The organism is Nocardia inohanensis NBRC 100128 (assembly GCF_001612945.1).
Classification (GTDB): Bacteria; Actinomycetota; Actinomycetes; order Mycobacteriales; family Mycobacteriaceae; genus Nocardia; species Nocardia inohanensis.
This window is the reverse complement of the sequence record NZ_BDBK01000001.1, coordinates 661,716-679,499: the sequence shown is the minus strand read 5'-3', so window position 1 is coordinate 679,499 and position 17,784 is coordinate 661,716. Positions and strand designations below refer to the sequence as shown.

Annotated in this window: 19 protein-coding genes; 9 read left to right on the top strand and 10 right to left on the bottom strand. The window is 69.0% G+C overall.

All coding sequences use genetic code 11. The features are described 5' to 3' along the window. The first annotated feature begins 18 nt into the window (after positions 1–18). Positions 19–1,278, top strand: coding sequence for an amidohydrolase family protein (locus tag NI1_RS03300; protein ID WP_067815215.1), 1,260 nt, complete (start codon positions 19–21; stop codon positions 1,276–1,278). Between the two features lie 88 nt (positions 1,279–1,366). On the opposite strand, the gene NI1_RS03295 is transcribed toward NI1_RS03300, so the two are convergent. Together NI1_RS03295 and NI1_RS03290 are read right to left on the bottom strand one after the other, a co-directional pair. After that, the gene (locus tag NI1_RS03295; RefSeq protein ID WP_084522502.1) at positions 1,367–2,572 is read right to left on the bottom strand and encodes an amidase; all 1,206 of its coding nucleotides are present in this window, start codon (positions 2,570–2,572) and stop codon (positions 1,367–1,369) included. Continuing rightward, the gene (locus tag NI1_RS03290) at positions 2,569–3,714 is read right to left on the bottom strand and encodes an acetamidase/formamidase family protein (protein WP_245663042.1); all 1,146 of its coding nucleotides are present in this window, start codon (positions 3,712–3,714) and stop codon (positions 2,569–2,571) included. The genes NI1_RS03295 and NI1_RS03290 overlap by 4 nt, the downstream gene beginning before the upstream one ends. 157 nt (positions 3,715–3,871) lie before the next feature. Here NI1_RS03290 and NI1_RS03285 point away from each other — a divergent pair, with 157 nt between their 5' ends. The 6 genes from NI1_RS03285 to NI1_RS03260 all read left to right on the top strand — a co-directional run bounded on the left by NI1_RS03285 (position 3,872) and on the right by NI1_RS03260 (position 9,570). Beyond that, positions 3,872–4,570, top strand: coding sequence for a FadR/GntR family transcriptional regulator (locus tag NI1_RS03285; protein WP_067813865.1), 699 nt, complete (start codon positions 3,872–3,874; stop codon positions 4,568–4,570). Positions 4,571–4,622: 52 nt separating this feature from the next. Further along, positions 4,623–5,204, top strand: coding sequence for a TetR/AcrR family transcriptional regulator (locus NI1_RS03280; protein WP_067813863.1), 582 nt, complete (start codon positions 4,623–4,625; stop codon positions 5,202–5,204). 74 nt (positions 5,205–5,278) lie between these two features. Beyond that, entirely contained in the window at positions 5,279–6,658 is a 1,380-nt protein-coding gene (locus NI1_RS03275; RefSeq protein WP_067813861.1) for an MFS transporter, read from the top strand. A gap of 46 nt (positions 6,659–6,704) precedes the next feature. Beyond that, on the top strand, positions 6,705–7,466 hold the full coding sequence (locus NI1_RS03270; protein ID WP_067813860.1) for an SDR family NAD(P)-dependent oxidoreductase: 762 nt from the start codon (positions 6,705–6,707) through the stop codon (positions 7,464–7,466). A gap of 155 nt (positions 7,467–7,621) precedes the next feature. Beyond that, positions 7,622–8,920, top strand: a complete 1,299-nt coding sequence (locus NI1_RS03265) for a sensor histidine kinase (RefSeq protein WP_067813858.1) — start codon at positions 7,622–7,624, stop codon at positions 8,918–8,920. Further along, on the top strand, positions 8,917–9,570 hold the full coding sequence (locus NI1_RS03260) for a response regulator (protein ID WP_084522500.1): 654 nt from the start codon (positions 8,917–8,919) through the stop codon (positions 9,568–9,570). The genes NI1_RS03265 and NI1_RS03260 overlap by 4 nt, the downstream gene beginning before the upstream one ends. 27 nt (positions 9,571–9,597) lie before the next feature. Here NI1_RS03260 and NI1_RS03255 read toward each other — a convergent pair whose 3' ends face one another. The 3 genes from NI1_RS03255 to NI1_RS03245 form a co-directional block, all read right to left on the bottom strand. Then, positions 9,598–11,148 carry an alpha/beta hydrolase gene (locus tag NI1_RS03255; protein WP_067813856.1) on the bottom strand — a complete coding sequence of 517 codons (1,551 nt, stop codon included), beginning with the start codon at positions 11,146–11,148 and terminating at the stop codon, positions 9,598–9,600. A 68-nt stretch (positions 11,149–11,216) separates the two neighbouring features. Further along, positions 11,217–11,636 carry a nitroreductase/quinone reductase family protein gene (locus NI1_RS03250; protein ID WP_439957219.1) on the bottom strand — a complete coding sequence of 140 codons (420 nt, stop codon included), beginning with the start codon at positions 11,634–11,636 and terminating at the stop codon, positions 11,217–11,219. Further along, positions 11,633–12,625, bottom strand: a complete 993-nt coding sequence (locus NI1_RS03245) for a GlxA family transcriptional regulator (RefSeq protein ID WP_157534928.1) — start codon at positions 12,623–12,625, stop codon at positions 11,633–11,635. The genes NI1_RS03250 and NI1_RS03245 overlap by 4 nt, the downstream gene beginning before the upstream one ends. A 70-nt stretch (positions 12,626–12,695) precedes the next feature. Here NI1_RS03245 and NI1_RS03240 point away from each other — a divergent pair, with 70 nt between their 5' ends. Further along, entirely contained in the window at positions 12,696–13,661 is a 966-nt protein-coding gene (locus tag NI1_RS03240) for an NADP-dependent oxidoreductase (protein ID WP_067815198.1), read from the top strand. Between the two features lie 57 nt (positions 13,662–13,718). Here the strand turns inward: NI1_RS03240 and NI1_RS03235 are convergent, their stop codons facing one another. From NI1_RS03235 to NI1_RS03215, 5 genes are all read right to left on the bottom strand, one after another. After that, on the bottom strand, positions 13,719–14,069 hold the full coding sequence (locus NI1_RS03235) for a DUF732 domain-containing protein (RefSeq protein ID WP_067813854.1): 351 nt from the start codon (positions 14,067–14,069) through the stop codon (positions 13,719–13,721). Between the two features lie 111 nt (positions 14,070–14,180). Then, positions 14,181–15,275 (bottom strand): Holliday junction branch migration DNA helicase RuvB, encoded by a 1,095-nt coding sequence (gene ruvB / locus NI1_RS03230; RefSeq protein WP_067813853.1) that lies wholly within the window; start codon positions 15,273–15,275, stop codon positions 14,181–14,183. Positions 15,276–15,281: 6 nt separating this feature from the next. After that, positions 15,282–15,887: a Holliday junction branch migration protein RuvA gene (gene ruvA / locus NI1_RS03225; RefSeq protein WP_067813851.1), complete on the bottom strand. Its 606-nt coding sequence runs from the start codon at positions 15,885–15,887 to the stop codon at positions 15,282–15,284. Further along, a complete protein-coding gene (gene ruvC, locus NI1_RS03220) occupies positions 15,884–16,453 on the bottom strand; it encodes a crossover junction endodeoxyribonuclease RuvC (protein WP_067813849.1) in 570 nt (189 codons plus the stop codon). Before ruvC ends, ruvA begins: the two co-directional genes overlap by 4 nt. A 160-nt stretch (positions 16,454–16,613) precedes the next feature. Beyond that, a complete protein-coding gene (locus tag NI1_RS03215; protein WP_067815195.1) occupies positions 16,614–17,129 on the bottom strand; it encodes an O-acetyl-ADP-ribose deacetylase in 516 nt (171 codons plus the stop codon). 161 nt (positions 17,130–17,290) lie between these two features. Here NI1_RS03215 and NI1_RS03210 point away from each other — a divergent pair, with 161 nt between their 5' ends. Then, entirely contained in the window at positions 17,291–17,776 is a 486-nt protein-coding gene (locus NI1_RS03210) for a DUF4383 domain-containing protein (protein ID WP_067813847.1), read from the top strand. Positions 17,777–17,784 lie beyond the last annotated feature (8 nt).

Below are 17,784 nucleotides of genomic sequence, written 5' to 3'. Positions count from 1 at the left end.
GTGTTGCGGGAGGCGGAGATGGTGGATCTGGTACTGCGGCGGGCGCGGATCGACGACGAGGCCGCGCCGGTGGATATCGCCGTGCGAGACGGGTCGATCGTCGCCGTCGCGCCCGCGCTGAACGTGACCGGGCTCGCGGAGATCGATTGCGCGGGCCGGGTGGTGATCCCCGGGTTGATCGAATCCCATGTGCACCTGGACAAGGCGCTCCTGGATGCCGAACGCCCCAACCGGGACGGGACGCTCGCCGGGGCGATTTCGGTCACCGCCGAGCTCAAGCGCGGATTCACGGTGGAGTCGATTCGCGACCGCGCCCGCCGGGTGCTGGATATGGCGATCGGCAACGGCACCACCGTGATTCGCGCCCACCCGGATGTGGATCCCATCGTGGGTCTGCGCGGTGTGGAGGCCCTGCTGGAATTGCGGGAGGAGTATCGCGGCCGGATCGATCTTCAGCTGGTCGCCTTTCCGCAGGAGGGGATCATCCAGGCCCCGGGAACCTGGGAGCTGTTGCGCGAGAGCTTGCTTCGCGGCGCGGATGTGCTGGGCGGCTGCTCCTACAATGAACGCGATGTCGCCGACTGCCGCCGCCATATCGACCTGGTCTTCGAGCTGGCCGCCGAATTCGATGTCCCCCTCGACATTCACGCCGATTTCGCCGACGATGCCACCGATCCACGCTTCGCCATGGCGGATTACATCGCCGAGGTCACCGAGCGCACCGGTCGGCAGGGCCGAGTCACCCTCGGCCACATGACATCCCTGGCCGGACGGGACCCGGCGGCGCGGGCGGCGACCCTGGCGCGCCTGGCGGCCGCCGGTATCGCCGTGGTGCCCTTGCCCGCCACCGATATGCATCTGGGCGGCCGCGCCGACACCGCCAATATCCGGCGCGGTATCGCCCCGGTGCGCGAGCTGTGGGCGGCGGGGATCACAACGGCCTTCTCCTCCAACAACATTCGCAACGCCTTCACCCCCTACGGCAATGCGGATCTGCTCGATATCGGCTTGTTCCTGGCCCAGACCTGCCATCTGTCGGGCGCGCAGGATCTGTCCCGGGTGCTGGCCATGGCCACCACCGAGGCCGCGCGCGTGGTCGGTATCGCCGACCACTACGGCATCCGTCCCGGCGCCCGCGCCGACCTGGTCGTGCTCTCCACCCATCGGGTCGCCGACGTGCTGCTGGATCGCCCCGATCGCTGCTATGTGGTGAAGTCGGGCCGCGTCGTCGCCCGCACGGTCCGCTCCCGCGAACTACTGCCAGCCGTACCCGCCTGACCCGACCAGCACCTCCACCGCCCCCGCCAGACCCGGCCAGCACCTCCGCCGCCCCGCGAGCCCCGGCGGGTCCCGCCGCTTCCGCCCGCTATAACCGGGCGGCCGGCTGAGTTCGGCGCGGTTGCGCCGGCGAGCCCCCGACGGCCGCCGCGATGCGCCGGGCAACCCGGATCAGCGCATGGTCCGCGCCGAAAGGCCCGACCACCGACAAGGCTATGGGTGCTTGGGCGGTGCGGGGTAATGGAACGCTCAGCGCGGGCAGCCCCGCGAGCGATGCCAGACAGGTCAGGGTGAGGGTGCGGGTACGACCCGCATCCAGATCCGCCACCGTGGCAATGCGCCGAGGTGGCGGGGTGGCCGTGGCGGGCAACAGCAGGACCCGGCCGGACAGGGCGGCCCGGAGGGAACTCGCGGCCTCGTCGATGATTGTTCGCGCGGCCGTCGCAGCACTCTCGGTGATGGTGGCGGCCACGCTGAAGCGTTGTGCCACTTCCGGTTCCAGCGCCCCCGGGTGCTCGGTGATCCATCGGCCGTGCCCGCGCCAGGCTTCGTGTGCCTGTACGGTCCGGAACGCGGCGAACCAGGCGGCCGGGTCGGTGTCCAGGTCCACGAGTTCCGCGTCCAGCGCCGCGCCCGCGCTCAGCACGGCGTCGGCGATCTCCGGATCGGCCAGCTCGCAGAGTCCCGGATCGATGACGAGTTCCAGCGAATCCGGTTCGCGCGGTTCCGCTTCGGGCATCAAGGCCGCGGCGACCGCTTCCAGGGTTTCCGAGTCCCGGGCCAGCCAGCCGACCGCGTCGAAGGAGGGCGCGAGCGGCAGCAACCCGCGCCGGTCGATCCGGCCGTGCGTGGTGCGGATACCCCACAGCCCCTGATACGCCGCCGGCACCCGGATGGAGCCGGCCGTATCGGTGCCCAGCCCGATGGTCGCCTCCGAACGCGCCACCGCGACGGCCGAACCGCTCGAGGATCCGCCCGGAATCCGGTCGGGCGCAGCGGGATTGACGGGCATCCCGTAGCGGCCGTTGCCCCCGGTGATGCTGTAGGCGAATTCGTCGGTCTGGGCGATCCCGGCGATATCGGCGCCCGCTGCCAGCAGCTCGGCGACCACCGGCGCGTGCCGGGTCTCCACCGCCTCCGGATAGTCACGCACCCCCGCGCCGATGGCGTACCCGGCCACCGCGTACAGGTCTTTGACGGCGACGCTCTGCCCGGACAGCGGCCCGGCCGCCGTGGCCGCCACCAGTGGCGTCCCGTACTCGCGCCACACCGTGCGATCGTCGCCCGGGTTCATTGCAGACGCTCCAGAATCCGCCGGGCCAGCGCGGTCTCGGCACGGTGCGCGAAGTCGGCGGCACGGATCTCCCCGTGCACGCCGCGCACCTGATCCACCGCCTGCGAGATATTGAAATCGCTTGCGGCACTGAGATACAGGTAGGCCTGACGCGGATCGGCGTCGAAGAGCGACACCACCAGCTCCACCGCGTTGCGCACGCACAGTTCGAGGGCCTTGTTCAGATCGGCGTCCAGGCCGGTGGGCAGCACGAACCCGTGCGCGGCGGCGAACGGCCCGACGCTGCGCCCGAGCCCCGCGGTCACCTCGGCGGCCGGAATCACATCGACGGTCAGCCGGGCCCGCAGCGGCGCTTCCAGTGCGGTCAGCGCGACCTCGCCATTGCCTTGCGCGAAGTGCGGGTCGCCGATGTAGAACAGCGCTTCCGGAACCTGTACGGGCAGAAACAGAGTCGCGCCGGGAGTCAATCGGCGGATATCGAGATTGCCGCCGTGCAGTCCCGGCGGCACCGACGACACCCGGGTATCGGTATCGGTCGCGACACCGGTGATGCCCAGGAACGGGGCCAGCGGAAAGGCGGCTCGAAGCGCCTTCCCGGCCTGAATCGGCATGGTGCCGAACCAATTCCCGTCGCGTTGCTCGACAGCGCAGAACTGGCCGTAATTGCCGTCGAATCCGAGCCGGTGCGCCAGCACGCCCCGCGCGTGCCGGGTGGAGACCACCCCGTACGGCGCGCGCATGACCAGATCGTCGATCCGGATGGCCAGCAGGTCCCCCGGGCGCGCTCCGGCCACCGCGATCGGCCCGGTCACGATGTGCGGTCCGGCCAGCGCATCGCGTTTCCGGGTGGCATTGATCTCGATGGCGTCGACCAGCACCTGGTCCGCCGCGACCCCGTGAGATCGGAAGTACGCCAGGGGATCCGAGCCCTGGTCTTCCAGCATCCCCTCGTGGCTGACGGTATCGACCACCACCTGCTGTCCCGGCGCGACCGTCGCGATCGGCACATCCCCGGTACACGGCAACCGCCCCCACAGCACCTTGCCGGGTTCGGCGGGCACGTACAGCGTCTCGCCGCCGATCCCCTCCCCCTGCTGCAAGACCGGAAACGCGGGGGCACTCCCCTGCACGATCGCCGTCACCACTGCACCTCTCCAACCCCGACCGATATTGGTCGGACCATCCGATCTGCCGACCATAAGCGGGGCGGGCCGGTGTGAGCGGCGACGGAAGCGGAAAGTAACGAACGCTTTACCGGCACGAAATAGCTTGCTCCGGAACCGATTTAGAGTGGGGCCGATGACCGCCTCGATTCCCCCGCTCCGCCGCCGCCCGCGTAGCGTCAGCGCGGAGGTGGCGGCCCACCTGGAGGGCCTCATCATCGCCGGTGAGCTGCGCGCCGGTGACCGGCTGCCGCCCGAACGCGAACTCGCCGCCTCGATGAACATCTCCCGTTCCTCGCTGCGGCAGGCCATGTTCGAGCTCGAGTCCAAGAAGCTCATCGAACGCCGGCAGGGCCGGGGCAGCACCGTCACCGAAATCCCGCCGGGCGCAGCCGAATTGGCGGACGGCCTGACCGTCTCCGATGCCGAACTGGGTTATGCCATCGAGTTGCGTGATCTGGTGGAGCCGCGCATCGCGCACTTGGCCGCGGCCCGTTCGGTGGAGTCGAATCTGCTGGCATTGGAAGCAGTCCTGGCGCACCCGGGCGCGCTGCGCTCCCCCGCCGAATCCCTGCGCCTGGATATCGAATTCCATACCCTGCTCGCGCACGCCGCCCAGAATCCACTGCTGGTCACGCTGTGCACCATGACCACCGAATGGACCCGCCACACCCGCACCCTCGCCCATCGCACCCGGTCGGGCCGGCTGGTGTCACTGCACGGCCATCGGCGCATCTACGAGGCGGTCGCACGGCATGACGGTCCGGCGGCGGGGGCGGCCATGGAACAGCATCTGCGAGAGGTGCGCACACACGGAACCCGCGCCGACGGATGAGCAGCTCCTCTTATTCTTGACCGATTGGTCTTGATTTGCGTAGGGTGCGGATATGGCGAGGACGAAGGAGTTCGATCCGGAAACGGTGTTGCAGCGAGCCCTGGAGCTGTTCTGGCAGCGCGGGTTCGAAGCGACGTCGATGGCGGATCTGGTCGAGCACCTGGGGATCGCCAAGGCGAGCATCTACGGGACGTTCGGGAACAAGCAGGAGCTGTACGCGAAGGCGTTGCGGCGATACCTGGAGATCACCGATCCGGCCATCGTGGGTGCGCTGTCACAGCCGGGGCCCGCGCTGCCGGCGGTGAAGTCGCTGATCGAACGGTATGTGAGCGAGGCCGTCGACGATGAGCGGCGACGCGGATGCATGGTGGTCAACAGTGCGGTCGAGCTCGCCGGGCAGGATCCGGATGTGGCGCGGCTGGTGGAATCCAGTTGGGCCCAGCTGGAAGCGGCGTTGACCTCCGCTCTGCTGCGCGCACGAGCCCAGGGGGAATTGGCGGCGGATTCGGATCCACGGGCGCTGGCCCGGTTCCTGCTGGTCTTCTTCCAAGGCGTGCGGGTGCTGGAGCGGGCGCCCGATGCCGGAGCGCGCTTGCGAGACGCGGCGCGGGTGGCGGTTTCGATACTCGGCTGAGCGCGAGCCACATTCGGCTCCGCGTCCTATTTCGCACTAATTCTAGACTGATTGTTCTTGAAAGCGGAGATGTCATGGGTGCGATCACAGCTCCACCGACACGCGAAACCGTCGGGTTCGCGGCGCTGGCGGCGGTGCAGGTGATGACGATCGCCGCGATCACGATGCTGACCGTCGCGCTGCCGGAATTGCAGCGGCAGTGGGGTTCGAGTTCGACCGTGCTGGTGGTGATTTCGACCGCGTACAGCGTGACCTTCGGGGCGCTACTGCTGGTGGCGGGACGGCTCGGCGACCGCATCGGACACCGGCGATTGCTGCTGATCGGGCTGCTGGTGTTCGCGGCCGCATCGGCCATGGCGGCCGCGGCGACCGGACCGGTCATGCTGGTGACCGCGCGCTTCACCCAAGGTGCGGGCGCGGCCTGCGCGGTTCCGGCGGCAATGGCATTGATACCGGCGGTTTTCGGCGATCCCGCGCGGCGCACCCGGGCCACCGCGATATGGGGCGTGCTCGCCGTGACCGGAGCGAGCGTGGGCACGGTCGCGTCCGGCTTCGTGATCGAATTGGTCTCCTGGCGCTGGCTTTTCGCGTTCATCGCACTGGCGGCGCTGCTATCCGTCGCAGTCATCGGGCGGCATGTCCCGTCCCACGCGGCCGCACCGGAAACAACGACGGCGCAGGCGGACGCGGCGCGACGGACGGGCGCGGCGCTTCGAGACGACCCGGCGGAAATGCCCAGGCTCGGAGCACTTGTCGGCCGGTTCGCACCGGTGCTGTGGGTAGCCGGGTTGATCTTGCTCATTGGTGGATTCGCTGCGGCATCCGTGCCGATCGCGGGGGTTGGAGCGGCGGCGCTGGTCGGGTTCGCGCTGACTCAGCGCGGGGCGGCGGCGCCACTGTGGCCGCGCTCGAGCACGGTTACGGCGGCCGGGTTGCTCGCGATCCTGCTCGCCGCCGGGGCCAATGCCGCGCTCTACTACGTATTGACCCTGCACCTGGCCGCGACCGGATCCGGGCCCGCGGCGATATCGTCGCTGTTTCTCGTTCCAGCCGGTGCCGTGTTGGCCGCCGGCCCATTGGCCGCGCGGGTACTGGCACGCCTGGCACCGCCATTCGCACTGAGCGCCGGGCTCCTCTCCGCCGCGATCGGATTGCTGATTCTCGCTGCGGCGGACGGGATTCCGGCCGGGAGGATTCCGGGATTGCTGATCTTCGCGATCGGCATCGGCGTGACGCTGTCGGCGGCGATGGTGATCGTCATGTCCGCCGCCGGAGACACCGATCGCGGGCTGCTGGGCGGTCTGGCCAATACGGCCATGGAGATTGGTCCACCGTCGGTCCTGGCACTGATCGCTCCTCTCGCCGAGGGATTCGGTTACCGCACCGGCATTCTCATCCTGGCCGCCGCACCCGCAACAGCCGCCGCGACCCTGTTCGCGATTCGCCGCCGTTGAGCGTCCACCAGCACTCCACAGATTCAGATCAGAAGGGAACCCAGACATGAGCGCGCGTTTCGACGGCAAGGTCGTCCTCATCACCGGCGGTGCGGGAGCCATCGCGGGCGCGACCGCACAGGCGTTCGCCGGCCAGGGCGCGACCGTCGTACTGGCGGGCCGCGATCCGCGGAAGCTCGCGGCAGCCGCCGCCGGATTGCCGACCGATGGCGGCAAAATCGATTGGGTCGCAGCGGATGTCACCGACAGCGCACAACTTTCGGCCGCGATCGCCGAAGTGGTCCGCCGCTACGGCGCCCTGCACATCGCCTTCAACAGCGCGGGCGTCTTCGGCAAGAACTCGCCCGCCGCCGACCTTGACGAAGACATCTGGCGCTCGGTCCTGGACACCAACCTGACCGGCATCTTCCTCGCCATGAAGCACGAGATCGCCCAGATGCGCACCCAAGGCGGCGGCATCATCGTGAACATGTCCTCCAATATCGGCGCGCACGGCCGCCGCGCCGGCCTCGCCGCCTACGCCGCCTCCAAGGCCGCCGTCAGCGTCCTCACCCGAACCGCGGCGCGCGACCACATCGGCGAGGGCATCCGAATCAACGCGATCAGCCCCGGCGCAAGCGACACCCCGATGTCCTACCGCCCCGGCGAATCCCGATCCGACCGCGACGCCCGCGTGCAGTCCGCCGTCCCCGCCGGCCGAGTCAGCACTCCCGCCGAGGTAGCCGCCACCGTATTGTGGCTGGCCTCCGACGAATCCAGCTTCGTGGTCGGCCACGACCTGGTAGTCGATGGCGGCGCCACCGCGTAAATCGAGAACAGATCGAGTGGCACACCAGCGCGGAGGAACCGGACAAATCCCCTCACTGATGTGCCACTCAACGGTTGAGCGGTATGTCGCTGGGTGGAGGGGTGGTCGTTCCGAGGGGAGAGGTCGCGGGGGTGGGGGCGATCTAGGGTGGGCGGGTGGCCGATGAGCGGGTGGTGGTCTGGTTGCGTGGGCGGACGGCGCTGGTGGATGGCGTCGCGGCGGGGATATTGCTGGTGGCGGGGGTACTGATCGGGGTGCTGGTGGACGCCGATCGCGCGTATTTCGTGTTCACGCTGGGGTTGCTTGCGCCGTTGGCCTTTCGGCGGCGGTGGCCGGAGATCGTGGCGGGTGCGGTGGCCGGGGTGGCGGTGGCGCAGTGGGTGATGGTGCGGGATACGACGGGGGCGCTCCCAGCTGATGTCGCGGTGCCGGTTGTCGTGTACACACTGGCCGAGCGGGGGGATCGCGTATGGAGCCGGATCGGGTTGGCGGCGGGACTGATCGGGGCCGGGCTCGGGGGATGGAGTTGGCCGCAGCTGCCCATGCCGGTGCTGGCGCATGTGATCGTGGGTGGGTTCCTGGCGGGGACGGTGCTGGCGGCGTGGCTGGGTGGGGCGTGGCAGCGGGCGCGGCGGGGTGAGCTGGTGGCGCTGGCCGAGCGAGCCGCATTGCTGGAGAGCACTCGTGAGCAGCGGACACGGCTGGCCGTGCTGTCGGAGCGCACCCGGATCGCGCGGGATATTCACGATATTCTCGCCCATTCGCTGGCGGTGATCGTCGCCCAAGCAGATGGCGGGCGGTATGCCGCCCCGAACGATCCGGAGCAGGCGGTCGCGGCCTTGCGGGCGATCGGCGATCAGGGACGACGGGCGCTCACCGAAACACGCAGGGCCATAGGCGTATTGCGGGAGGACGCCGGAACGGACCCGGATACAGCTGCGGGAATGGGGATTCCGGATATCGAGCGCCTGGTCGCCGATGTGCGCGCGGCAGGAGCAGCCGTGGAGTTGAACGTCGCGCTGCGGGCGGCATCGCTCGATCCGGGCGTGGGTCTGGTGGCTTACCGGATCGTTCAGGAAGGGCTGACCAATGCCGTCAAGCATGCGGGAACCGGTGTCCGGGTGGAGGTTTCGATTCGTCACGTGGCGGAGTGGTTGCATGTCGAAGTCCGTGACGACGGGCCGGCCGTCGACGCTCGGTTCGACGCTCGGCAAGGCGACAGCGCGGCGCGGCGCGGCGGATACGGGTTGATCGGTATGCGCGAGCGGGTCGAGGTTTACGGCGGTGAGCTCGCGCTACGTCGTCGCGCCGACCGTCCCGGCCATCTGCTGGCGGCCCGAATCCCGATGCGGCAGCACACCGGACGTTCGCCGGAGCTCGAATCACCCGGTCCCGACCGCAACGATCCTCGGCTGACCCCACCAATTCCGAACCGGAACAGGGGCGACCGGTGATCAGCGTCTTGCTCGTCGAGGATCAGGCGTTGGTGCGAGCGGGTTTCCGAATGGTGGTGGATTCCCAGCCCGACATGCGGGTGGTCGGTGAAGCGGGCGACGGCCCCACCGGAGTCGACGCGGCCGCGAACCTTGCTCCCGATGTGGTGGTGATGGACGTGCGCCTGCCGGGACTCGACGGGATCGAAGCCACCCGGCGCATACTCACCGCGCCCGACCCGCCCCGAGTACTGGTCCTCACCACCTATGACCTCGATGACTACGCATTGGCCGCGGTCCGCGCCGGTGCGAGCGGCTTCCTGCTCAAAGACGCACCGCCGGAACAGTTCCTGTCCGCGCTGCGCTCGGTGCACGCCGGTGACGCCGTCCTCGCCGCCTCGACGACCCGCCGCCTGCTCGGCCGCCTGGCCCCGCCGATCGACACGGCCGCGCAGCGCCTGGTGGCGACCCTCACCGAACGCGAAACATCGGTGCTGCGGGAGATGGCACGCGGACTGTCCAACGCCGAGGTAGCGCGGGCCCTGTCGATCGGCGAGGGCACCGTGAAAACCCATGTGCGCCATATCCTCACGAAGCTGGCCGTCCGCGATCGCGTCCAGGCTGTGATCCTCGCCCATGAGGCCGGACTCGTGCGGCCGGGCCCCGCGTGAACGCGACGAGGGTCCGGCCCACCGAGGCTAGTGCTCGCGCGCACAGGTCATATCGGTGCTGGGCAGCGCGCCCGTCAACAGATACCGCTCCACCGCACCGTCCACGCACCGTGACGATTCGTTCAGGTAGACGCCGTGCCGGAACGCACCCGCCACGGTGACCGAGCGGGCTCCGGTCAGCGCCTGCCGCAGCGCCCGCTGCCCGGTGAACGGCGCGACCGGATCGCCCGAGGCGCCGATGAGCAAGGCCGGGTGCGAGTTTCCGATTTCGGTGGCGGGCTCGGCCGGGCCGACCGGCCATACCGCGCACGGGGTGACGTGGCGTGCGAGGGGACCGAAGAACGGTTCGGCGTTCAGGTGGGTGCGCATATCGTCGAAGTATGCGTCGGGGGTGCGGGCCGGGCGATCGGCACATTGATTGGCAACCGTTGCGCTGAAACCGAATTCGGGTGCGACAGCGGTGTCGGCGTACAACGCCAGCTTGCCTGCCAGCACCGGCGACGGCTCGACCGCGAGACCCCGGGAGGCGTCGTACAACTCCCGCACCTGCTGGCCCATCGCGCTGTAGGACTCATCCGAATCATCGACGGTCAGTAGAAGACCGGGCACCAGATCGCCCGTGATCGTCACCTCGCCGAGGGTCACCGGGTGGGCGCTGATCGCCCGGTGCATGGCATCGACCGTCGCGAGTACCGCGTTTTCCGTACTGCCCAAACCGAATTCGTCATTCCGGTCCGCCGCCCAACGCACCCAGTCCGCCAGTGCCGCCGCATCCGCCGCGGCCGTGTCCCGGGTCAGGTCGGGGCCGGGCGCCCCGGGATCCAGGGCGCTGTCCAGGACCATCCGATCGACCCGGTCACCGAACATCTCCAGATAGACCGCACCCAGATAGGTTCCCCACGACCAGCCGAGATACGACATCGTCGATTCGCCGAGCAGCGTGCGCAAGAGATCCATATCCCGTGCGATGGTGCGGGTCGAGGCGTACGGCAGCGATTCCCGGTAGGGCGTGCACCGGCCGGCCAGCTCTCGTGCCGCCGACACGGTCCGCTCGAATCCTTCCCGCTCGGATGGCGCGGCCTGCGCGATTCCGAGGTAAGCACTTGTCGGCCAACCACATTCGAGCGGTGAGCTGCTGCCGAAGAATCGCGGATCCATCCCGACCAGGTCGAACCGCGCACCGAGCTCCGCCGCGGCCGGATGCCCGCCTTCGGGCCCATCGACCAGCATGTTCACCCCGTCCCGCGACGGCCCCGGCCCACCGGTCTGCACCACCAAGGTCCCCAGCCGATGCGCCGGATCCGTCGCCGCCCGCCGCGCGACCGCGATGGTGATGCTCGCGCCCGCCGGATCGGCATAGTTCAAGGGCGCCTGGAATTCTCCGCACCGCGCCCCGGCCGCGGCCAGCTTCGCACCGGCTTCGTCCTCCGCTCCGGTCCGGCAGTCGTGCCAGGCGATCACCTGTTCCCGGATCCTCCCGGGCAGCGCCTCCCCCGCTGCCGGATCACAGCCCGACAGCATCCCCGCAACCACGACTGCCGCAACCGCGGCGAACCCACCGGATCGAATTCGAATCATGCCCGGACGGTATTCACCGGCCCGGCCCCCGCGCGTCTACCCGGCGGCCGATTCCGAGCGAGCCCGGATCAGACCCGATGCAGAGCCAGCACCGGAATGGTCCGGATGCCCGCGGTCTTCTCCGCGTATTCGGCGAACCCCGGGTACCGCGTGGCCTGTTCGGTGTAGATGCGATCCCGATCCGCCCCGGTGACCTCGGTGACGGTCACCGGAAAGGTCTCGGTCCCGATCTCCGCCTCGGCCTGACCGGCCGCGATGAGGTTGTGGTACCAGTCCGGATGGGTGGGCGCCCCGGCCTTGGACGCGAAGATATAAACGGTGCCCGGATCGTTCTCGTCCTGCATGTACATCAGCGGGATGACCAGGTTCCGCCCGGTTTTGCGGCCGCGGTGATGGACCAGGATCATGGGCGCGCCTTCGAACGGCCCGCCGACTCGTCCCTCGTTGGCACGGAATTCCTCGATGATGCTCGTATTCCAGTCACTCATAGGGTTGATCTTTCCCGACGCCCGCCCGATTCCGTGGCAGGAACCGCTCGAAAAGCGCGGCGGTAGGCCAGGGGGCTGATGCCGATGGCCTCGTGCAGGTGCTGGCGCAGGGAGGCGCCGGTGGCGAAACCGACTTCGGTGGCGATGCGGTCGACGGGGAGTTCGGTGGATTCGAGGAGTTCGCGGGCGCGGGTGACGCGTTGCGCGATGAGCCAGCGGCCGGGGCTCATGCCGACCTCGTCGCGGAAGCGGCGGGCGAAGGTGCGGCCGCTCATGCGGGCGCGGGTGGCGAGGTCGGCCATGGTGAGGGGGTGGTGCAGGTGCTCCAGGGCCCACTGCCGGGCGTCGGCGGTGCCGGTGGAAGTCGTTGCGGGAACGGGTTGTTCGATGAACTGGGCTTGGCCGCCTTCGCGCCAGGGCGGGACGACGCAGCGGCGGGCGACCATATTGGCGATCTCGCTGCCGTGGTCGCGGCGGATCAGGTGCAGGCACAGGTCGACGCCGGCGGCGGCGCCCGCGGAGGTGAGCAGGTCGCCGTCGTCGACGTAGAGGACATCGGGGTCGAGGTGGATGCGGGGGAAGGTGCGGCGGAAGCGGTCGGAGAAGTTCCAGTGGGTGGTGGCGGGGCGCTCGTCGAGCAGGCCGGCGGCGGCGACCACGATGGCGCCGGTGCAGATGGAGACCAGGCGCGCGCCGGGTCGGATGCGGGCGAGGGCGGCCGAGATCTGTTGCGGGAGGCCGTGTTCGAGGATGGCGACGACGTCGCAGGGCGGGATGACCACGGTGTCCGCGGTCTCCAGCAGGCCGCTGTCGTGGGCGACGGCGATATCGAAGTCGGAGTTGCTACGGACCGGGCGGCCGTCGAGCGAGCAGGTGAGCACTTCGTAGCGGCCGTCCGCGGTGCCGAAGACCCGGTTGGGGATGCCGAGTTCGAAGGGGTACACGCCGTCCAGGGCCAGGACGACCACGCGGTGCGGGGCAGCGGGCATGGCAGGATTCTATCGAATAATGGCTATCTTGCCATTTTCCGGGGGCTCGGCGGGCGGCAAGCTCGGTGTCATGAGCAATGACCAGACGATCCCGGACACCATGCGCGCCATCAGCCAAGACGAACTCGGCGGCCCGGAGGTGCTGCACGAGATCAGCGTTCCGGTGCCCGCGCCGGGACCGAGCGAAGTGCTGGTGCGGGTGCGCGCCACCGCCCTCAACCCGACCGATTGGGGTCATCGTGCCCGCGCGGGACTGTTCCTGCCCCCGCCGCCGTTCGTACTCGGCTGGGATGTGTCCGGTGAGGTGGTCGCGACCGGTATCGGAGTCACCCTGTTCAAGCCGGGCGACGAGGTGTTCGGCATGCTGCCCTATCCGCACGGGCACGGTGCGGCGGCCGAGTTCGTCACCGGTCCGGCGCGTGCGTTCGCCCGGAAACCGGCCAACCTGAACCACATTCAGTCGGCCGCGATCCCGCTGGCGGCGCTGACGGCCTGGCAGGCGCTGGTCGATACCGCCGAACTGCGAGCGGGGCAACGGGTTCTGATTCATGCGGCCGCGGGCGGGGTCGGACATTTCGCGGTGCAGATCGCCAAGGCGCGCGGCGCGTACGTGATCGGCACTGCGAGCGCCGCCAATCACGAGGTGGTGCGCGAACTCGGCGCGGACGAGGTGATCGACTATCGCGCGGTCGATTTCGCGGAGATTGTCAGCGATATCGATGTGGTGATCGACCCCATCGACAGCGAACATGCCCTCCGTTCCGCCCGCACCCTGCGCCCCGGCGGCATCGTGGTCTCCCTGCGCGCCAATATGACGGCCGATCTGAAGGCCGAAGCCGAAAAGCTGGGCGTGCGTATCGAAATCATGCTGGTCGAGGCCGACCACACCGGCATGTCCGCGCTGGCCGCCATGGCCGCGGCGGGCACCCTGCGTCCGATCATCGCCGGCACTTTTCCCCTCGCCGATGCGGCCAAGGCGCACGCCCTCGGCCAAACCGCCCGCACCGTAGGCAAATTGGTGCTCACCGTGGACTAGGCGCCGATAAGACGAAGGGGCGGCGCTCGAAAGCGCCGCCCCTTCGCATGCCTGGAATCAGCGAGTCAGGTTCTCGTGGCTCGGGCAGTAGTTCATGATGGCCGCGCCCGCGTAGAAGCCGACATCCTCGAGGCTGAGGTACTCCTTCATCTCACCCTGGAAGCCACCGATCCAGCTGTTGAGCATGCTCCGGTTCGGCGAACCATCCAGCGACGTGCACAGATCGCGCGCGCCGTCACCGATGGCGCTGATCATGTCCGCGGAGTTGGGGAGCGCCGCCCAGCTGGTGTTCTTCTGCTGAAGCAGGCCGAAGAAGTCGGCGTCGGACAGGGATTGGGCCGAGGCCGACGGGGCGACGGCGACCAATGCGGCGGCCGCGATGGCGGCGGCTCCGAGAATCTTGCGCATATCTCATCTCTTCGAATCGGTGCGATCCCTCACCTCGGACCGCCGAGCCGAAGCGTACCGGATGGTTGCGACAGTTTTCGCTACCGAACAGCACGCTCCGCACGGACTCGATCAGAGCGAATCGAACAGTCCCGGATGGGATTCCCGCGCCCGCACCTCGATGGAGCCGAACACCAGATCCGGCGGCGGCACCAGCCCCAGATGCTCCCAGGCCGCCGCGGTGGCGACGCGCCCGCGCGGGGTGCGCGCGATCAAACCCGCACGCACCAGGAAGGGTTCGCAGACCTCCTCGACCGTCGCCGACTCCTCCCCCACCGCGACCGCGAGGGTGGAGACGCCGACCGGTCCGCCGTTGAAGCTGCGGATCAAGGCCGACAGCACCGCCCGGTCGAGCCGGTCCAGCCCGAGCGCGTCCACGTCGTACACCGCCAGCGCCGCATGCGCGATCGCCTTGGTGACCAGACCGTCGGCCTTCACCTCGGCGTAGTCGCGCACCCGGCGCAGCAAGCGGTTGGCGATACGCGGCGTGCCGCGCGAGCGACCGGCGATCTCGGTCGCGGCATCGGTATCGATGCGGACCCCGAGGATGCCGGCCGAGCGCAGCAGAATGCGTTGCAGCTCTTCGGGTTCGTAGAAATCCATATGCCCGGTGAAGCCGAACCGGTCGCGCAGCGGGCCGGTCAGCGCACCCGAACGGGTGGTCGCGCCCACCAGCGTGAAGGGGGCGATATCGAGTGGAATCGAGGTCGCGCCGGGACCTTTGCCGACCACCACGTCGACCCGGAAGTCCTCCATGGCGAGGTAGAGCATCTCCTCGGCGGGCCGGGCCATGCGGTGGATCTCGTCGATGAACAGCACATCGCCCTCGACCAGATTGCTCAGCATGGCGGCCAGATCACCGGCGCGCTCCAGCGCCGGACCGGAGGTCAGTCGCAGCGCGGTGCCCAGCTCCCCCGCGATGATCATCGCCATCGAGGTCTTGCCCAATCCCGGTGGCCCGGAGAGCAATACGTGATCCGGGGTGCCGCCGCGCTGCTTGGCCCCGCGCAGCACCAGGGCCAGCTGTTCGCGCACCCGTGGCTGCCCGATGAAGTCGTCCAGGGACTTGGGGCGCAGACTGGCCTCGATCTCCCCGTCGGACTGCTGATAGCTGGGGCTGACCGTGGATTCGTCGTAGGAGTCGTCGAATTCGGGTTCGTCGGTCATGATCGCCTATCGGTTCTTGCCCAGCAGTCCCAGTGCGGCGCGCAACGCCACCGAGGTGGTGGCGTCGGGTTCGTTGACCAGCACCACGTCCACGGCGGGTTCGGCCTGCCGCGCCGGGAAGCCGAGACCGATGAGGGCCTCCACCACCTGGTCGCGAATCGGGGTGACCATGGGCGCGGGACCCGATCCGGGCGGACCCGATTGCACCGGAACCAGATCCACCTTGTCCCGCAACTCCACCACCATGCGCTCGGCCCCGCGCTTGCCGACGCCCGGCACCCGGGTCAGCGCGGCCACATTGCCTTCGGCCAGGGCCTTGCGCAAAGCCTCCGGTTCGAGCACCGCGAGAATCGCCATGGACAGCTTCGGTCCCACCCCGGACACCGTCTGCAAGAGCACGAACAGCTCCCGCGCCTCGGTGTCGGAGAAGCCGAACAGCGTCATGGAGTCCTCGCGCACGATCATGGTCGTGTAGAGGCGGGCGTCCTCGCCGCGAGTCAGCGCGGCCAGGGTGGCGGGGGTGGCATTGAGCCGGTAGCCGACCCCGGCCGCCTCCAGCACCACATGGTCGAGCCCGATCTCGAGCACCTCGCCGCGTACCGACGCGATCACCGCGTTACCGCCTTCCGTTGCTGGGCAAGCCTCTCCTCGTACATGCGCCGCATCCGCTCCGCCTGGGCCTCCGCTTTGGCCATGCGTTCGAGCATGGGCGCGCGCCAACAATGGCAGATGGCCAGGGCGAGCGCGTCGGCGGCATCGGCGGGCTTGGGTGCGACGGCGAGTCCGAGGATACGGGTGACCATGGCGGTCACCTGTGCTTTGTCCGCCGAACCATTACCGGTGACGGCGGCTTTGACCTGACTGGGGGTGTGGAAATGGACCGGGATGCCGCGCCGCGCCGCCGCGAGCGCGATGACCCCGCCGGCCTGCGCGGTGGCCATGGCGGTGCGCACATTATGTTGCGAGAACACGCGTTCCACCGCCACCACTTCGGGTTTGTGGTTGTCCATCCACAATTCGGCCGCATCCGAGACCCCGAGAAGTCGTTGCGCGAGATCCATTTCCGGTGGCGTGCGCACCACATCGACCTGGATCATCTTGACGGTGCGGCCGTTGGTGCTCTCCACCATGGACAGCCCGCACCGGGTGAGTCCGGGGTCGACGCCCATCACCCGCACCGAAACCCCTCTCACCGAAGACGAACAACTGTTCGAGAGTCTAACGGACCGCGGCGGTGAATCAGGCCATCGACACGGCGAATGCCCGCAGCCTACGGGCTATCGCGTGATCAGTGGTGCCGATCGTCGTCGACCGCCGCGCGGGTGTAGTCGATGCGGATCACATATCCCCCAGCGCGCCACGAAAAGCCCGCTCCGCCTCGGCACCGAACAGGACGAATCGCACCTGGCGCACGGATGTCTCGGCGGCGCGCACGGTTTCGACGGCGATGCGCGCCCCATCGTCGATCGGCCAGCGGTAGATGCCGGTCGAAATGGCCGGGAACGCCACTGTCTCGGCACCCAATTCGGCTGCCACGCGCAGGGATTCGCGATAGCAGGAGGCCAGCAGCTCGGAGCGGTCCTCGGTCTCGGACCAGACCGGCCCGACGGTGTGGATCACCCAGCGCGCGGGCAGTCGCCCGGCGGTGGTCGCCACCGCCTTTCCGGTCGGCAACCCGCGACCGTAGTGCGAGGCACGCAGCGCCCGGCAGGCCGCCAGGATCTCCGGCCCGCCCTTGCGATGGATCGCCCCGTCCACGCCCCCGCCGCCGAGCAGTGACGAGTTCGCGGCGTTCACCACCGCGTCCACCTCCTGCTCGGTGATGTCCCCGCGTACCGCGATCAATTCGGTCATGCCCGGATTCTGCCACCGGGCCGGGTGGGCGCGTCCGCTGTTCCCGGCGGGCAGATCGGCGGCCCGGGGGTCGTTTCGTCCGGAATCCGGCGGGTAGGCGAACGGCATACCGAGGACCGGACGTCCGCGTACCGGCCCCGGCTCACGGAAAGGCGAAGGAAATGACTACTTTCGGTAGTACGAACACCGTGCGCTGGACTCCGGTGCAGCTGGCATCCCTGGTGGTGGGAGCGCTGTTCCTGATCGTGGGGATCGCGGGATTCATTCCCGGGATCACCACCAATTTCGATGATCTGACCTTTGCGGGGCACCACACCAGCACCGAATTGCTCGGGGTGTTCCAGGTTTCGGTGCTGCACAATATCGTGCACCTGATCTTCGGTGTGGCCGGTCTGGCGCTCGCCCGCACCGTGAACGGGGCGCGCGCGTTCCTGCTCGGGGCCGGTGTCATCTATTTGGTGCTGTGGCTGTACGGGCTGGTCATCGACAAGATGAGCGATGCCAATTTCGTGCCGCTCAATACCGCCGACGATTGGCTGCACTTCGTGCTCGGCGTGGCCATGGTGGCGCTGGGCCTGACCCTGCCGCGGCTGTCCGCGGGCGCCATGCAGCCGGGTCCGAGCCTGCACGGGCCGGGTACGCGCTGACCGGTAAC